Genomic DNA, 15014 nt, shown 5'->3' on the forward strand with positions numbered 1-15014 from the left:
GCGTAAGAGAATTTGCGCCCAAGAAATCGGCACGGTCACTGGAAGCCATGGCGCGGGCGGGCTATGGTCAGGCCAAGTTTGATTGATGGGATTCACGGCAATGACGGATACTCCGGTAGAAGAGATGAGCTTTGAGGCAGCGATGGCCGAACTGGAAAAGGTTCTGGGCCAGCTGGAACGGGGCGATGTGGCGCTGGATGAAAGCATTTCGCTTTACGAACGCGGGGCCAAGCTCAAGAAGCGCTGCGAGACCAAGTTGAAGGAAGCCGAAGAGAAAGTCGCGCAGATCACGCTGGATGGCGACGGCAACCCTGTCGGAGTGGCTCCTGTTGGCGGGGTTTGACATCTCGCTTGAGACAGAGCTGACGCGCAAACCGTTTCATGCGGCCATGCCCCATGCTGCGGATCTGGCGATTGGCCAGATCCTGCACGGGCTTGGCGGGTTGGACGGCACTGTGGCCGAGGCGATGCGCTATGCCGTGACAGGCGGCAAGGGCCTGCGGGCCTTTCTGGTGATCGAAAGCGCGCGGTTGCACGGGGTGATGGACGCGCAAGCTGCCCCCGCCGCCGGCGCGATCGAGGCGCTGCACGCCTATTCGCTGGTGCATGATGACATGCCTTGCATGGATGATGACGCCCTGCGTCGGGGTCAACCCACGGTACATGTGAAATGGGACGAGGCGACGGCGGTTCTGGCGGGCGATGCGCTGCAGACATTGGCGTTTGAACTGGTCGCGGCAACGGGCTGCGGCGACGCTGAACGGGTTGCGCTGGTCACGGGGCTGGCGCGGGCTGCCGGAGTGCGCGGCATGGTGGGCGGGCAGGCGATGGACATCGCCGCCGAAACCGCGCGCCAACCGCTGACCCTTGACCAGATCACAACGCTTCAGGCCGGCAAGACCGGTGCGCTGATTGAATGGGCCGCGACGGCGGGGCCGGTGATGGCGGGCGATGATGCCGCCGCGCTGCGCAGCTATGCGCGCAACCTCGGGCTGGCGTTCCAGATCGCGGATGACATTCTTGACGTCGAAGGCGATGCCGCCACGGTGGGCAAGGCCGTGGGCAAGGATGCCGATGCGGGCAAGGCGACATTTGTGTCGCTGCTGGGGTTGGACCCCGCCCGCGCCCGTGCCCGTGATCTTGTCGATGCTGCCTGTGATGCCCTGTCCCCCTACGGCAGTGACGCCGAAACCTTGCGAGACGCGGCCCGCTTCGTTATTGCCCGCAAAAGCTGATCCGGTGGAGAGCCAGATGACCGATAGACCAGATACGCCCCTTTTGGACCGGGTGAACCGCCCTGCCGATCTGAAGAATTTCTCGGATGCAGAGTTGGTGAAACTTTCCCATGAACTGCGGGCAGAGACGATTTCTGCCGTATCAGAGACGGGCGGCCATCTGGGCGCAGGTCTGGGCGTGGTTGAACTGACGGTCGCGATCCATTCGGTGTTCGATACGCCGAAGGACAAACTGATCTGGGATGTGAGCCACCAGTGCTACCCGCATAAGATCCTGACCGAACGCCGCGACCGTATCCGCACCCTGCGTATGAAAGATGGGTTGAGCGGATTTACCAAACGCAGTGAATCCCCCTACGACCCCTTTGGTGCGGCGCATTCGTCGACCTCTATCAGCGCGGCTTTGGGCTTTTCGGTGGCACGGGATCTGGGCGGCAATGTCCCCGAAGGTCTGGGCGATGCGATTGCGGTGATCGGCGATGGGTCGATGTCGGCGGGCATGGCCTATGAGGCGATGAACAACGCGGGCCATCTGAAAAAACGGATGTTCGTCATCCTGAACGACAACGAGATGTCGATCGCGCCGCCGGTGGGGGCGATGTCGACCTACCTTAGCCGTCTTTATGCCGAAGAGCCGTTTCAGGATTTCAAAGCCGCGGCCAAGGGCGCTGTCAGCATGTTGCCCGGCCCGTTCCGCGAAGGGGCCAAGCGCGCCAAGGATATGCTCAAGGGCATGGCCGTAGGCGGTACGTTGTTCGAACAGCTTGGATTTTCCTATCTCGGGCCGATTGACGGGCATGACCTGAACCAATTGTTGCCGGTTTTGCGCACGGTCAAGGCGCGGGCGACGGGGCCGGTGCTGATCCATGTGATCACCAAAAAGGGCAAGGGCTATGGCCCCGCCGAAGCCGCCCGTGACAAGGGCCACGCGACCGCCAAGTTCAATGTGCTGACGGGCGAGCAGAAGAAAGCGCCGTCAAACGCGCCCAGCTATACCCGCGTCTTTGCGGACAGCCTGATCGCCGAGGCCGCAAAAGACGACAAGATCTGCGCCGTGACGGCCGCGATGCCGGATGGGACAGGGCTGAACCTTTTCGCCGAACGCTACCCCAGCCGGTGCTTTGACGTGGGCATCGCGGAACAGCACGGTGTGACATTCTCTGCCGGATTGGCGGCGGGCGGTATGAAGCCGTTCTGCACGATGTATTCGACCTTCCTGCAGCGCGGCTATGATCAGGTGGTGCATGACGTGGCGATCCAGCGCTTGCCGGTGCGCTTTGCGATTGATCGCGCGGGGTTGGTCGGGGCGGATGGCGCCACCCACGCTGGTGCCTTTGACGTGGCGTTTTTGGCGAACCTGCCCGATTTCGTCGTGATGGCTGCCGCGGATGAGGCAGAGCTGGTGCATATGGTGGCCACGGCGGCGGCCTATGACGACGGGCCGATTGCCTTCCGCTTCCCGCGGGGTGAAGGCGCGGGCGTGACCATGCCCGAACGCGGCGAACCGCTGGAGATCGGCAAGGGGCGCATCATCGCCGAGGGCAAGCGCGTGGCGCTGCTGTCCTTTGGCACGCGACTGTCAGAGGTGGAAAAAGCCGCCGAGGCGCTGCGGGCCAAGGGGATCACACCGACCATTGCTGACGCCCGCTTTGCCAAGCCACTGGACCGCGAGATGATCCTGTCACTGGCCGCCGATCACGAGGCGCTGATCACCATCGAAGAGGGTGCAGTCGGCGGTTTCGGCAGCCATGTGGCGCAGCTTTTGGCGGACGAGGGCGTGTTCGACGCTGGTTTGAAATACCGGTCTATGGTGCTGCCCGATATCTTTATCGATCAGGCGAGCCCTGCGGATATGTATGCGGTCGCGGGGATGAACGCCGAACATATCGAGGCAAAAGTGCTGGATGTGCTGGGCATCGCCAGCATCGGGGCGCAGCGGGCCTGACGCACAGGCCCGCGCGTTAAACCAGTCTTAGGCGTCAAGCAGTTGACGCGCCGCGACGATGCCAAGCGCTGCCGAAGCGGCCTCGCGGCCTTTTTCGACGAAATGCGCGCGGTAGATCGCATTGTGGTGGTCGGTTTCCTGATAATGGTGCGGCGTTAGCGATACGGATAGCACGGGCACGCCCGTATCAAGGCCTACGCGCATCAACCCGTCAACCACGGCTGTCGCCACGAAATCATGCCGATAGATGCCGCCATCGACCACGAAGGCCGCGCAGATCACCGCATCGTATTTGCCGGATTTGGCCAAGGTCTGCGCCATCAGCGGCATTTCGAACGCGCCGGGGACATCGACAACATCGATCTGGCTTGCGGGGATGGTTTCGGAAAACCCGTCATAGGCACGATCTACAATATCGGCGTGCCAGCGTGCTTTTACAAAGGCGTAGCGGGTGTGTGTCATAGTGATCTCCTTTTTTACGTCAGCGACACAAGTCACCCAAGGCGATCACGATTGCGGACGGCCCAAAGGGGCCGCAACAAACGCATTCTCTTTCATCCGGACTATGACCGTCGGCTCTGGCATCTCACCAGATCTGCTGACCCGGCGCATCCCGAAGGGATGTCGCCAGCGCTCGCGGGCTCGTGGCACTGGGGCCACATACCGCCGGTGGGGAATTGCGCCCCGCCCTGAGAATAGGGATACGTTGCCAAGGCAGGGGCGCGTCTGCAATACCAAAAGCGCGTTTGCAGTTTGGACCCTACGTTATGCACCCGAATCCCGTTTACCACGACGCCGACACCGCCAAGAACATCGCCTTTGCCCGCGATCGCAGCTTTGGCGTGCTTGCAGCCAGTGGCAACGACGGCCCGTTGATCAGCCATGTGCCGTTTCTGCTGAACGAAGCAGGGGATCAGGCGGATCTGCATCTGGTCCGGTCAAACCCGATTGCGCGGGCGCTCAAACTCGCGCTGCCGGTCAAGCTCGCCATCAGCGGGGGCGATAGCTATGTCTCGCCCGACTGGTACGACATCGACGATCAGGTGCCGACGTGGAACTATGTGGCGGTGCATCTGACCGGCACGCTAGAGCTGCGCCCGCAAGAAGAGCTGCTGGACCTGCTGGATCGCCAGTCTGCCTGGTTCGAGGGCCGCCTGCTGCCCAAGCCGCCGTGGACCACCGCCAAGATGAACCCCGTGCCCCTGCAGAAAATGATGCGCATGATCGTGCCCTGCCGGATGCGGATCACCGGCGTCGACGGGACGTGGAAGCTGAGCCAGAATAAACCCGATGCGGTGCGACTGGCCGCTGCCGACGGGGTAGAGGCGCACGGCTTTGGCGCGGGAACAGGCAGTTTGGCCGACCAGATGCGCGCGGCAAAAGGCGCCTGATCAACAACCGATTGCACCGCGCGCGGATGACGGTGATAGTTCGCCTGAACCCCGAGGAGGAGACACCCGTGAAACTATCCTATTCCCCGACATCGCCCTATGTCCGCAAGGTCATGGTATTGCTGCACGAAACCGGCCAGATCGAAGATGTGACGCTTGAAAATATCTCGACCACGCCGCTGGCGCCTGATGCGGCGCTGCTGCCGAACAACCCGCTGGCCAAAGTACCGGCGCTGGTGCGCGACGAGGGGCCCGCGCTGTATGATAGCCGTGTGATCTGCGCCTATCTGGATGATCGCGCGGGCGGCAAGCTTTATCCCACGGGCAGCCGCCGCTGGGACACGCTGACGCTTGAGGCAACGGCGGATGGTATGCTGGATGCGGCGCTATCGATGGTCTACGAGGGCCGGATGCGCCCCGAAGGCAAGCAGGTGCCGGAATGGGTCGAGGGTCAGTGGTCCAAGATCGAACGGGCGTGCGCGGCGCTGAATACACGCTGGATCAGTCAGCTTTCCGGTCCGCTGGATATGGGGCAGATCGCCGTCGGCTGCGCCTTGGGATACCTTGATTTCCGGCATGACGCGCGCAATTGGCGCAAGGGAAACGACGCCTTGGCCGATTGGACGCGCCGCTTTGATTCGCGTGCATCCATGCAGGCCACTGCCCCTCCGGCAGGATAAATGCGCAAAAAATCCGGCCTTCACCCTTGAAGGAATGCAACACTGCGACGGTTTGCGCGACAAAGGTATCTGGACGTGCGCGACGCAGCCCGCTAGTAACCAAAAGAATTGTGGGAGGTGCGTCAGCGCCGCCCCTTGATTTAATGGCCGTCAGGCCCTCGATTTGGAGTTAACCCGTGTCCCAAGCAGAAGATCACGCAGGCACCCGGAGGGATTTCCTCTATTACGCCACAGCTGGTACAGGTGCGGTCGCCGTCGGCGCGGCAGTCTGGCCTTTGGTCAATCAGATGAACCCATCCGCAGATGTGAAGGCGCTGTCGTCCATCCGCGTCGATGTGTCCGCTGTTGAGCCAGGTACACAGCTCACGGTCAAATGGTTGGGTAAGCCGGTGTTCATCCGCCGCCGTACCGAAGAAGAAATTGCCAAGGCACGTGACGTTGAAATGTCCGAGCTGCCCGATCCGGGCGCAGAAAACGCCAACATCGCAGCCGGTGCCCCCGCGACGGACGAAAACCGCGCGATGGTTGGCAAAGAAGACTGGCTGGTAATGATGGGCGTCTGTACCCACCTGGGCTGCGTGCCTTTGGGCGACGCAGGTGATTTTGGCGGCTGGTTCTGCCCCTGCCACGGATCGCACTATGACACTGCGGGCCGTATCCGCAAAGGGCCAGCACCGCGCAACCTGCCGGTGCCAATCGCAGAATTCGTGGATGAAACCACGATCAAACTAGGTTAAGGGAGAACGGGAATGGCTGGAATTCCTCACGACCATTACGAGCCGAAATCTAACGGAGAGAAGTGGCTGCACACCCGTCTTCCCGTTGTTGGGCTGCTGTATGACACATTGATGATCCCGACACCGAAGAACCTGAACTGGATGTGGATCTGGGGCATTGTTCTGACGTTCTGTCTGGCACTGCAAATCGTGACCGGCATCGTTCTGGCGATGCACTACACACCGCACGTCGATGCAGCGTTTTCAAGCGTTGAACACATCATGCGGAACGTGAACGGCGGCTATATGCTGCGCTATCTGCACATGAATGGCGCGTCGCTGTTCTTTGTTGCGGTCTATGCGCACATCTTCCGCGGTCTGTACTACGGGTCGTATAAAGCACCGCGCGAGATCACCTGGATCGTCGGCATGCTGATCTATCTTCTGATGATGGCGACAGGCTTTATGGGATATGTTCTGCCTTGGGGTCAGATGTCGTTCTGGGGCGCTACGGTTATCACCGGTCTGTTCGGTGCGATCCCGTTCATCGGGGAAAGCCTGCAAACGCTTCTGCTGGGCGGGCCTGCGGTCGATAACGCCACGCTGAACCGTTTCTTCAGCTTGCACTACCTGCTGCCCTTCGTGATTGCCGGTCTGGTGATCGTGCACATCTGGGCCTTCCACACCACCGGGAACAACAACCCCACAGGGGTCGAGGTCCGTCGCACAAGCAAGGAAGACGCGCAGAAAGACACGCTGCCCTTCTGGCCCTACTTCGTGATGAAAGACCTGTTCGCGCTGGCCGTGATCCTGGTTGTTTTCTTTGCGATCGTGGGTTTCATGCCGAACTATCTGGGCCACCCCGATAACTATATCGAGGCGAACCCGCTTTCGACGCCTGCGCACATTGTGCCTGAATGGTACTTCCTACCGTTTTACGCGATTTTGCGTGCCTTTACTGCCGAAGTCTGGGTTGTTCAGATTGCGTCCTTCGTGACCGGTGGCATTATCGATGCCAAGTTCTTTGGTGTTCTGGCGATGTTCGGTGCGATCGCGGTGATGGCACTGGTGCCTTGGCTGGACACATCCTCGGTGCGTTCGGGCCGCTATCGTCCCATGTTCAAGTGGTGGTTCGCGCTGCTGGTGATCGACTTCTTCGCGCTGATGTGGCTGGGTGCCATGCCTGCGGAAGAGCCCTATGCCAGCTTCTCGCTGATCGCTTCGGCCTATTGGTTCGCATACTTCCTGGTGATCCTGCCGCTTCTGGGTGTGATCGAGAAACCAGCGCCGCAGCCTGAAACCATCGAAGCCGACTTTGACGCGCATTACGCGCCAAAAACCGGCGGCACCAAGACGCTGGTCAAGCCAGCAGAGTAAGGACCATGACAATGATCAAGAAAACCTTCCTTTCGGCTGTTGTCGCCTTGGGCTTTGCAGGTTCCGCTGCTTTCGCCGCCGGTGGCGAAGCGCATGTCGAAGACTTCGACTTCTCGTTCGAAGGGCCTTTCGGGTCCTTCGATGCCAACCAGCTGCAACGCGGTCTGCAAATCTATACCGAGGTATGCTCTGCCTGCCACGGGATGAAGTTTGTGCCGATCCGTACACTTGCGGATGAAGGTGGCCCCCACCTTCCCGAAGATCAGGTCCGTGCCTATGCCGCGAACTTTGATATCTTCGACCCCGAGCTGGACGACACACGCCCCGGCACGCCGGTTGACCATTTCCCTGAGTCCGCGTTGGATACCGCGCCCGATCTCAGCTTGATGGCCAAAAAACGGGCCGGTTTCCACGGGCCTTACGGTCTGGGGATCAACCAGTTCTTCAAAGGCATGGGCGGACCCGAATATATCGCGTCGCTTTTGACTGGCTACGAAGAAGCCCCAGCCTGTGCCCCCGAAGATTTCCCCGGCCACTATAACACAGCCTTCGCGAGCGGCGGCTTCCCCGAGTCCTGTAAGGACGAAGAAGGCCACGCCACGGTTGGCGGCAGCTGGATCGCGATGGCACCCCCGCTGTACGGCGACGACGTGACCTATAACGACGGCCACGATTCTGACCTGCACCACGAAGCCGAAGACGTTGCGGCCTTCCTGATGTGGACGGCCGAACCCAAGTTGATGGCACGCAAGCAAGCCGGTTTTGCTGGCGTTCTGTTCCTGACGCTCTTGTCGGTATTGCTGTACCTGACCAACAAACGTCTGTGGGCGCCTGTGAAACACAAGGAAGACTGATCTTCCTTCACACCGCCAATGCCTGAATATAGCCCCCCGATCCATTGTGGTTCGGGGGGCTTTCTTTTTTTGGGGTAACCGGCTGGTCGCCAAACTCGCTGGTAGGACACCGCCACAGACGGTGTCCGTGGCTTAGCGGTGGAAGCCTGCCACGCGGTCCAGCCGCACACCGCCATAGCCTGCAAGCACGGACATCACCGCGGCGGTGGCAGGGCCGTAGACGGTTAAACGCACCGGCATAAACAGCTCTGTAAACCGGTCAGCAAAGCGGCCACCGAACTGCGCAAAATGCGCCATCACGGCTGCGTTGTCCGCATAACGTTCCAGCACAGTGCAGGTGCGTCGGTCGTCGGACATGTAGAATTCGCAATGCAGCGTACGCGGTTCGTCTGCCTCTGCAGCCTGTACCATTTCATCAAGCAACGGTTGGACATTGTCGCCCTGACCATCCCGCACGTCCATCTCGAGGACCCATTCTATAATTTCGCTCATGTTAACCCTTTCTCGCTAGGGAATCACCCTAGAGGAGAAAGGTTTACAATCTGCAACGTCTCACACAGCCAGCAGATGCCCTGCGTTCTGGCCGGTGATCGTGGCCGAAATGATCGCGCCCTCGGTCTGGGGGGTGGCAAAATGGGTTTCGGTGAATTGTTCGGTCCGGCCCATGGTGGGGCTTTCCATCAACACCTGATGGGCGCGACCTTGTTGGGCCGCCAAATGGCGCGCGACCTGCGCGTCACCCGCAGCACGCAGCTGCGCCGCGCGTTCCTTGATGAGCGTGCCGTTCACTGCTGGCATCCTTGCAGCGGGCGTGCCTTCGCGCGCCGAATAGGGGAAGACATGCAGCCATGTCAGATCGCAGTCCGTCACCAGCTTGAGCGAGTTTTCGAACATCGCGTCGGTTTCGGTGGGGAAGCCGGCGATGATATCGGCCCCAAAGGTCATGTCGGGACGCAGTTTGCGGGCCTCTTGGGCAAAACGGATCGCATCGTCGCGCAGGTGACGGCGCTTCATCCGTTTCAGGATCATGTCATCGCCGTGCTGCAAGGACAGATGCAGGTGCGGCATCAGGCGGGGCTCGGTGGCGATGGCCTGCATCAGGTTCTCGTCCACCTCGATCGAATCGATGGAACTGATCCGCAGGCGCGGCAGGTCGGGCACCAGCCGCAGGATGCGCATCACCAGATCGCCCAGCTTGGGCGTCGCGGGAAGATCCGCACCCCAACTGGTTAGATCGACGCCGGTCAGAACGACTTCGTTAAAGCCCTTGTCGACCAGCCGCTTGATCTGATCCACCACGACCCCCGCGGGGACCGAGCGGGAATTGCCGCGGCCATAGGGGATGATGCAAAAGGTGCAGCGGTGATCGCAGCCGTTCTGGACCTGCACATAGGCCCGGCTGCGCGTGCCGAACCCGTCGATCAGATGCCCCGCCGTTTCGGTCACCGACATGATGTCATCGACCTGAAGCGCCTCTGTCTCGCCGATGAAATCAGCCGCCAATCCCTTCCACGTCGCGCCCACCATCTTTTCGGTGTTGCCGATGACAGCGTCGACCTCTGCCATCTTGGTGAAGGTCTCCGGTTCGGTCTGGGCGGCGCAGCCGGTGACGATCAAACGCGCGTCGGGGTTGGCCTTGCGCAGTTTGCGGATGTCCTGACGCGCCTTGCGCACGGCCTCGGCGGTGACGGCGCAGGTGTTGACGATTACCGCGTCTTTCAGGCCAGCCTGTTCGGCCAGTTCCTTCATCGCCTCTGTCTCATAGGCGTTCAGGCGGCAGCCGTGATTCGAGAAGATCGGGGCGCTCATGTCAGGCTTTCCAGAAACGAAGGGGTCAGGACGCCGCTGAAGACATGGGCCGAGGGGCCGGTCATCCAGACGCCATCCTCGCGCCAGTCGATGTGCAGCGTGCCACCGTCCAGATCAATACGCACGGCGCGGCCTGTCAGCCCTCTGCGGGCCGCTGCCACGGCCGTCGCACAGCTTGAGGAGCCGGAGGCCAGCGTGATGCCCACACCCCGTTCCCACACGCGCATACGGATGTGATCGGGGCCGATGATCTGGGCGATCTGCACATTGGTGCGTTCGGGGTAAAGCGCGTGATGCTCGATACCGGGGCCAAAACCGGCCAGATCAATCGCGTCGACATCATCAACAAAGAAGGTGCAATGGGGGTTGCCCATGCCGGTGGCTGTCGGCGCACCGTCGATCGGCAGCTCAAGCGTATCCATCTGGCGAGCAAGCGGAATTTCGTCCCAGCCAAGCTGCGGGTGACCCATGTTGACCGATGTCAGCCCATTGCCTGCATCCCGCGCCGCCAGATCGCCGCGGTCGGTGGTCAGGTGCAGCTGGGTTTTGCCTGTTTCCTCCATCAGGAACCGCGCGATGCAGCGCGTGGCATTGCCGCAAGCGGCAGAGGTAGAGCCGTCGGCGTTGAAGAACGTCAGATGCGCATCAGCCGCGCCATTGGTGATCACAGCCAGCTGGTCGAAGCCCACGCCGAACTGGCGATGCCCGATGGCCTGCGCAAGGGCAGGGGTCACCTTCGGGAGCGCCGGGGGCGCGTCGGCACGCGCATCAGTTTGGCGCGCATCCAGCACGACCTTTTCGCGTGCATCCAGCACATCTTTCTGGCGCGCATCCAGCACGACAAAATCATTGCCCAGCCCATGCATCTTCATGAAGGGCAAACCGTTAGTCAGATCACTATACATTCGGCGCATATAACGCGGCATTTGAAACTAATCCAGCGAGAGTGAAATTTTTCGTAAGTTTCCGCTTGACCCCAAGGCCGCACCTTTCTAGATACCCGCCTAGTGGGCCGTTAGCTCAGTTGGTAGAGCAACTGACTTTTAATCAGTAGGTCGATGGTTCGAACCCATCACGGCTCACCACTACTTTCCAGTCTGACTGGAACGGATAAAAACAGCGCCCCTCGGGGCGCTGTTTTTCGTTTCAGGTGTTGGGTTTAGGGCTTAGCCCGTATGGCCTTCAAAACATTTCAGCGCGATCCCTGCTTCTTGCAGTGATGATTTGACTGCGCGGGCAATGTCGACGGCTTCGGGGGTGTCGCCGTGCAGACAGATCGTATCGATCGCGGCAGGAATTGTTTGGCCGCCCTCGGTCAGAATCGCACCGGCTTTGACCATTTTGACCATCCGTTCGCCCGCCAGTGCCGCATCGTGAATCACCGCACCGGGTTTAGAGCGGTCGACCAGCGTCGCGTCGTCGTTATAGGCGCGGTCGGCAAAGATCTCTCCGGCCCATTTACAGCCAAGCGATTGCACCGCGTCCTGCTGCGCCGTGGCGGCCAGCACCATGACGATCAGATCAGGCGCGACGCTGAGCGCGGCCTCATAAAGATCACGGGCCAGCATCTCGTCCTCTGACGCCATATTGGCGAGCGCGCCGTGCAGTTTCAGGTGCCGCACCGATGTGCCGAGGCTGCGGGCCATGCCGACGCTGGCGGCGACCTGATAGCGGACCTGATTTTGCAGCGTGCCCCGTGGCACCGACATGCGGTTGCGGCCAAAACCGGCCAGATCCATGAAACCGGGGTGCGCACCGATACCGACGCCACTGTCACGCGCCAGCGCCATTGTGGCAGACATCACATCGGCGTCGCCCGCGTGGCCGCCACAGGCGATGTTGGCAGAGCTGATGATTTGCAACAAAGCGGCGTCATCGCCCATTTTCCACGGGCCAAAGCTTTCGCCCATATCGGCATTCAGATCGACGGTCGGCATTTAATGCTCCTCTTCAAAGGGGTTGTCGGTGGCAGAGATCGCGCCCCCCACCAGTTGATAGGCCAGCAGGTTGCGGATTTTGGTCGGGTCGCGGACGAGCGGCGTGACCTTCCCGCCAAGCGCCTTGATGTCTTGGCGGTGCTGCGTCTCGAGCGTGATGGCCTGTTCCAGCGTGATGAATTCGAACCGGATCGCGGTGCCCGATGCGGCTTGCGCCACGCGGGGCAGGTCGCGGGGAATCACGGTCCCGATGCGGGGATAGCCGCCGGTGGTCTGGCATTCGCCCATCAGCACGAAGGGAGCGCCGTCGCCGGTGATCTGGATGTCGCCAGGCACGATGACCTCGGATAGGATGGACAGACCGCCCTCGGCGCTGAAGCCGGTGCCGTCGTGGTCCATGCGCACGCCCATGCGGTTGGCGCGCGGGTCGCGGGTAAAGGCGGTGGTCTCGAAGCGTTTGCGTTCATCAGCGGTAAAGTGGTCGGTCTGCATGCTGGCCACGACGCGCACGGTGCCGCCGTCAAAACGACTGTCGCGGGGCAGTTGCAGCCCCGTTTCGCGCGACTTGTCCGCCCCAAGGGGCAGCGCGTCGCCCGCAGCAAGCGGCTGGCCCAGACCTGCGCTTAGGTGGCTGGCTCGTGCCCCCAACAGTGTGTCAGAGGCGATGCCCCCGCCCACATGCAGATAGCCATAGGTGCCGCCCGTGGTGCCGCCAATGGTCAGCTTTGCGCCCGCGGGCAGCATGTGGCTGGCGTTCCAGACGATGGCATCCCCGTCGATGCTGGCGGCCATGGTGGCCCCTGTCAGTGCGATACGGATGTCGGCGTCGGCCGTGAAGGTCCCGCCGGTGCCTGTCATCTCTATCACCGCAAGCTCGGGCGATTGGCCAAGCAGGGCGGCCCCTTCGAAAAGCGCCACGGGATCGGCGGCACCGCCCTTGGTCAGCCCTTGGGCACGCCAACCGGGGCGGCCCATATCCTGTGTCGTCAAAGCGGGGCCGGCTTGGGAAATGGTGAGGGTCGCGCTCATGCCAGCACCTCTGTCTCTGCGCCGCCCTGGCCGGTTTCATCTGTCGCGGTGATCTTGTCATATTCGGCGCGCGATATGGAGGGAAAGCACAGCTCGTCCCCCGGTGACAGGGCAAAGGGCGTGTCGCTGCGCGGGCGGAAGGTCTTGAACGCGGTCTGCCCGATATGGCGCCAGCCGGTGGGGGAGGCATTGGTGAAAATAATCAGCTGCCGGATCGCCACGATCAACGCGCCGGCGGGGACGGATTTTGTCAGCCCCTGCTGGCGCGGAATATCCCAGTTCTGCGGCAGTTCGCCCATATAGGGCTGGCCGGGGGCAAAGCCGATGGTCAGCACCCGTACGCGCGCTTGCGACAGCTGTGCAATCGCCGCATCGGGGTCCAGCCCCGCAAGCTCTGCCGCTTCTTCAAGCTGTGGCGCAAGGTCGGTGCCATAGACCGTTGGCACATGCCACAGCCTCCGCCCCGTCGGCAGGTCAGAGGTGTACCAGTCGCGCGTTGCCAGCAGGTCGTGCAGCCGGTCCAGCAGGGTGTCCACCGAAGCCGCCACCAGATCGATCTGCAGGAAGGTGGACACCAGCGAGGTGCTCGTCTCTGTCACCTCGGGCCAGTCGGCAGCATCCACGGCGGCGCGGAACGAAAGGGCGGCGCGGTTCGCGGGCTCTGACATCGTGTCGGCAAAACGCACCAGCACGCCGGACAGGCCAACGGTCTGGATCAGGGGGAAGTCGGTCATTGGGGCACCTGCCTTAGATTTTCGGGCAGCCAGGTCGCGATGTCGGGGAAAAAGATCAGGACAAAGACCATCACCACCATGATCAGGAACATCGGCAAGGCGGCTTTGGTGATATATCCCATCTCGTGATCCGTCATGCCTTGCAGCACGAACAGATTGAACCCGATCGGCGGCGTGATCTGCGCCATCTCGACCACGACCACAACAAAGATGCCGAACCAGATCAAGTCGATCCCCGCACCGCGCACCATGGGTTCAACCACAGCCATCGTCAGCACGACCGACGAAATACCATCAAGGAACATGCCCAGCACGATATAGAACACTAGCAGCGCCATCAGCAGTTGAAAGCGCGTCAGTTCAAGCGCTGCAATCCCGTCCGCCAGCGCACGGGGCAGGCCGGTAAAGCCCATCGACAGTTTAAGAAAGGCAGCACCCGCAAGGATCAATGCGATCATGGCAGAGGTGCGCATCGCCCCCATCAGGCTTTCCTGAAAGCTGGTCCAGTTCAGCGACCCCTGCATCAACGCCAGCGCCAGCGACCCTAGCACACCGATGGCAGCCGCCTCTGTCGCGGTGGCGTAGCCCAGATACATCGACCCGATCACCACCGTGATCAGCCCGAAGACCGGCAGCAGAAAGCGCGAGTTGCGCAGCTTGGCGGCAAAGCTCATCCCTGTCTCGACGCTGGGGTTCCAGTCCTTCGAGGTCAGCGCGATAAAGGCGACATAGGCCATGAACATCAGCGCCAGAATAAGCCCTGGCAGGACGCCGGCAAAGAACAGTTCGGTGATGCTTTCGTTCACGGTGACACCATAGACGATCAGCGCGAGCGAGGGCGGGATCATCAGCCCCAGCGTAGCGGCACCGGCCAGCGTGCCGATGATCATCTTTTCGGGATAGTTGCGCGCCCGCAGTTCGGGGATCGACATTTTACCCACGGTCGACAGCGTCGCGGCAGACGACCCTGACACGGCGGCAAAGACGGTGCAGCCGACGATATTGGTATGCACCAGCCCGCCGGGCAATTTCGCCAGCCACGGCGACAGCCCTTTGAACATATCCTCGGATAGGCGTGTCCTGAACAGGATTTCCCCCATCCAGATGAACAGCGGCAGCGCGGTCAGCGTCCACGAGCTGGACGAGGCCCAGATCGTCGTGACCATAGCATCGCCAACCGGGCGGGTGGTAAACAGTTCCATCCCGAACCAGGCGACGCCCATCAGCGCCAGACCAACCCAGACGCCGGTGCCCAGCAGGAATAGCAGCACGGTGATAAACAGAATGATCGCGTAAAGTTCCGTCAC

The 15014-nt window shown here is 61.5% G+C and carries 16 protein-coding genes, 1 tRNA gene and 1 riboswitch; of the genes, 9 read left to right on the top strand and 8 right to left on the bottom strand.

Annotation, left to right across the window (positions count from 1 at the left end):
- Nucleotides 1–100 precede the first annotated feature (100 nt).
- Genes C1J04_RS02435 through dxs form a run of 3 tightly spaced genes read left to right on the top strand, consistent with a single transcriptional unit; the run spans nucleotide 101 to nucleotide 3180 of the window.
- Nucleotides 101–343: an exodeoxyribonuclease VII small subunit gene (locus tag C1J04_RS02435; RefSeq protein ID WP_005850957.1), complete on the top strand. Its 243-nt coding sequence runs from the start codon at nucleotides 101–103 to the stop codon at nucleotides 341–343.
- Nucleotides 297–1235, top strand: coding sequence for a polyprenyl synthetase family protein (locus C1J04_RS02440; protein WP_083779626.1), 939 nt, complete (start codon nucleotides 297–299; stop codon nucleotides 1233–1235). Before C1J04_RS02435 ends, C1J04_RS02440 begins: the two co-directional genes overlap by 47 nt.
- A gap of 16 nt (nucleotides 1236–1251) precedes the next feature.
- Nucleotides 1252–3180, top strand: a complete 1929-nt coding sequence (dxs, locus tag C1J04_RS02445) for a 1-deoxy-D-xylulose-5-phosphate synthase (protein ID WP_009825808.1) — start codon at nucleotides 1252–1254, stop codon at nucleotides 3178–3180.
- A gap of 27 nt (nucleotides 3181–3207) precedes the next feature.
- On the opposite strand, the gene C1J04_RS02450 is transcribed toward dxs, so the two are convergent.
- Nucleotides 3208–3642 (bottom strand): 6,7-dimethyl-8-ribityllumazine synthase, encoded by a 435-nt coding sequence (locus tag C1J04_RS02450; protein WP_005850960.1) that lies wholly within the window; start codon nucleotides 3640–3642, stop codon nucleotides 3208–3210.
- Between the two features lie 80 nt (nucleotides 3643–3722).
- Nucleotides 3723–3881: riboswitch (FMN riboswitch) on the bottom strand.
- 66 nt (nucleotides 3882–3947) lie between these two features.
- On the opposite strand from C1J04_RS02450, the gene C1J04_RS02455 reads away from it, so the two are divergent.
- The 5 genes from C1J04_RS02455 (at nucleotide 3948) to C1J04_RS02475 (ending at nucleotide 8198) form a co-directional block, all read left to right on the top strand.
- Nucleotides 3948–4571, top strand: a complete 624-nt coding sequence (locus C1J04_RS02455; protein ID WP_009825809.1) for an FMN-binding negative transcriptional regulator — start codon at nucleotides 3948–3950, stop codon at nucleotides 4569–4571.
- Between the two features lie 26 nt (nucleotides 4572–4597).
- Nucleotides 4598–5251, top strand: coding sequence for a glutathione S-transferase (locus C1J04_RS02460; RefSeq protein ID WP_009825810.1), 654 nt, complete (start codon nucleotides 4598–4600; stop codon nucleotides 5249–5251).
- Between the two features lie 176 nt (nucleotides 5252–5427).
- Nucleotides 5428–5988 (top strand): ubiquinol-cytochrome c reductase iron-sulfur subunit, encoded by a 561-nt coding sequence (gene petA / locus C1J04_RS02465; protein WP_009825811.1) that lies wholly within the window; start codon nucleotides 5428–5430, stop codon nucleotides 5986–5988.
- A gap of 12 nt (nucleotides 5989–6000) precedes the next feature.
- Entirely contained in the window at nucleotides 6001–7344 is a 1344-nt protein-coding gene (gene petB / locus C1J04_RS02470; RefSeq protein ID WP_114865240.1) for a cytochrome b, read from the top strand.
- A 5-nt stretch (nucleotides 7345–7349) separates the two neighbouring features.
- On the top strand, nucleotides 7350–8198 hold the full coding sequence (locus C1J04_RS02475; RefSeq protein WP_009825813.1) for a cytochrome c1: 849 nt from the start codon (nucleotides 7350–7352) through the stop codon (nucleotides 8196–8198).
- Nucleotides 8199–8330: 132 nt separating this feature from the next.
- Here C1J04_RS02475 and C1J04_RS02480 read toward each other — a convergent pair whose 3' ends face one another.
- From C1J04_RS02480 to dapF, 3 genes are read right to left on the bottom strand one after another with little or no spacing between them, the layout of a single operon-like run.
- A complete protein-coding gene (locus tag C1J04_RS02480; RefSeq protein WP_009825814.1) occupies nucleotides 8331–8690 on the bottom strand; it encodes a putative quinol monooxygenase in 360 nt (119 codons plus the stop codon).
- A 60-nt stretch (nucleotides 8691–8750) separates the two neighbouring features.
- Entirely contained in the window at nucleotides 8751–10007 is a 1257-nt protein-coding gene (mtaB, locus tag C1J04_RS02485; RefSeq protein WP_009825815.1) for a tRNA (N(6)-L-threonylcarbamoyladenosine(37)-C(2))-methylthiotransferase MtaB, read from the bottom strand.
- On the bottom strand, nucleotides 10004–10912 hold the full coding sequence (dapF, locus tag C1J04_RS02490; RefSeq protein WP_009825816.1) for a diaminopimelate epimerase: 909 nt from the start codon (nucleotides 10910–10912) through the stop codon (nucleotides 10004–10006). Before dapF ends, mtaB begins: the two co-directional genes overlap by 4 nt.
- 104 nt (nucleotides 10913–11016) lie before the next feature.
- On the opposite strand from dapF, the gene C1J04_RS02495 reads away from it, so the two are divergent.
- A tRNA-Lys gene (locus C1J04_RS02495) sits at nucleotides 11017–11092 on the top strand.
- 81 nt (nucleotides 11093–11173) lie between these two features.
- On the opposite strand, the gene C1J04_RS02500 is transcribed toward C1J04_RS02495, so the two are convergent.
- The 4 genes from C1J04_RS02500 to C1J04_RS02515 are packed head-to-tail and all read right to left on the bottom strand — an operon-like array spanning nucleotide 11174 to nucleotide 15014.
- A complete protein-coding gene (locus C1J04_RS02500) occupies nucleotides 11174–11944 on the bottom strand; it encodes a LamB/YcsF family protein (RefSeq protein WP_009825817.1) in 771 nt (256 codons plus the stop codon).
- Nucleotides 11945–12973, bottom strand: a complete 1029-nt coding sequence (locus C1J04_RS02505; RefSeq protein ID WP_037954071.1) for a biotin-dependent carboxyltransferase family protein — start codon at nucleotides 12971–12973, stop codon at nucleotides 11945–11947.
- Nucleotides 12970–13707, bottom strand: a complete 738-nt coding sequence (locus tag C1J04_RS02510) for a 5-oxoprolinase subunit B family protein (RefSeq protein ID WP_009825819.1) — start codon at nucleotides 13705–13707, stop codon at nucleotides 12970–12972. Before C1J04_RS02510 ends, C1J04_RS02505 begins: the two co-directional genes overlap by 4 nt.
- Entirely contained in the window at nucleotides 13704–15014 is a 1311-nt protein-coding gene (locus C1J04_RS02515) for a TRAP transporter large permease (protein WP_009825820.1), read from the bottom strand. Before C1J04_RS02515 ends, C1J04_RS02510 begins: the two co-directional genes overlap by 4 nt.

This window comes from Sulfitobacter sp. SK025 (genome assembly GCF_003352105.1).
Lineage (GTDB): Bacteria > Pseudomonadota > Alphaproteobacteria > Rhodobacterales > Rhodobacteraceae > Sulfitobacter > Sulfitobacter pontiacus.

Excerpts from the sequence above, each read along its gene's own strand:
- mtaB (WP_009825815.1), bottom strand. The coding sequence starts at position 10,007 with ATGAGCGCCCCGATCTTCTCGAATCACGGCTGCCGCCTGAACGCCTAT.
- C1J04_RS02480 (WP_009825814.1), bottom strand. The coding sequence starts at position 8,690 with ATGAGCGAAATTATAGAATGGGTCCTCGAGATGGACGTGCGGGATGGT.
- C1J04_RS02440 (WP_083779626.1), top strand. The coding sequence starts at position 297 with ATGGCGACGGCAACCCTGTCGGAGTGGCTCCTGTTGGCGGGGTTTGAC.
- dxs (WP_009825808.1), top strand. The coding sequence starts at position 1,252 with ATGACCGATAGACCAGATACGCCCCTTTTGGACCGGGTGAACCGCCCT.
- petB (WP_114865240.1), top strand. The coding sequence starts at position 6,001 with ATGGCTGGAATTCCTCACGACCATTACGAGCCGAAATCTAACGGAGAG.
- C1J04_RS02455 (WP_009825809.1), top strand. The coding sequence starts at position 3,948 with ATGCACCCGAATCCCGTTTACCACGACGCCGACACCGCCAAGAACATC.
- C1J04_RS02500 (WP_009825817.1), bottom strand. The coding sequence starts at position 11,944 with ATGCCGACCGTCGATCTGAATGCCGATATGGGCGAAAGCTTTGGCCCG.
- C1J04_RS02435 (WP_005850957.1), top strand. The coding sequence starts at position 101 with ATGACGGATACTCCGGTAGAAGAGATGAGCTTTGAGGCAGCGATGGCC.
- C1J04_RS02460 (WP_009825810.1), top strand. The coding sequence starts at position 4,598 with ATGACGGTGATAGTTCGCCTGAACCCCGAGGAGGAGACACCCGTGAAA.
- C1J04_RS02505 (WP_037954071.1), bottom strand. The coding sequence starts at position 12,973 with ATGAGCGCGACCCTCACCATTTCCCAAGCCGGCCCCGCTTTGACGACA.
- dapF (WP_009825816.1), bottom strand. The coding sequence starts at position 10,912 with ATGTATAGTGATCTGACTAACGGTTTGCCCTTCATGAAGATGCATGGG.
- C1J04_RS02450 (WP_005850960.1), bottom strand. The coding sequence starts at position 3,642 with ATGACACACACCCGCTACGCCTTTGTAAAAGCACGCTGGCACGCCGAT.
- C1J04_RS02475 (WP_009825813.1), top strand. The coding sequence starts at position 7,350 with ATGACAATGATCAAGAAAACCTTCCTTTCGGCTGTTGTCGCCTTGGGC.
- C1J04_RS02510 (WP_009825819.1), bottom strand. The coding sequence starts at position 13,707 with ATGACCGACTTCCCCCTGATCCAGACCGTTGGCCTGTCCGGCGTGCTG.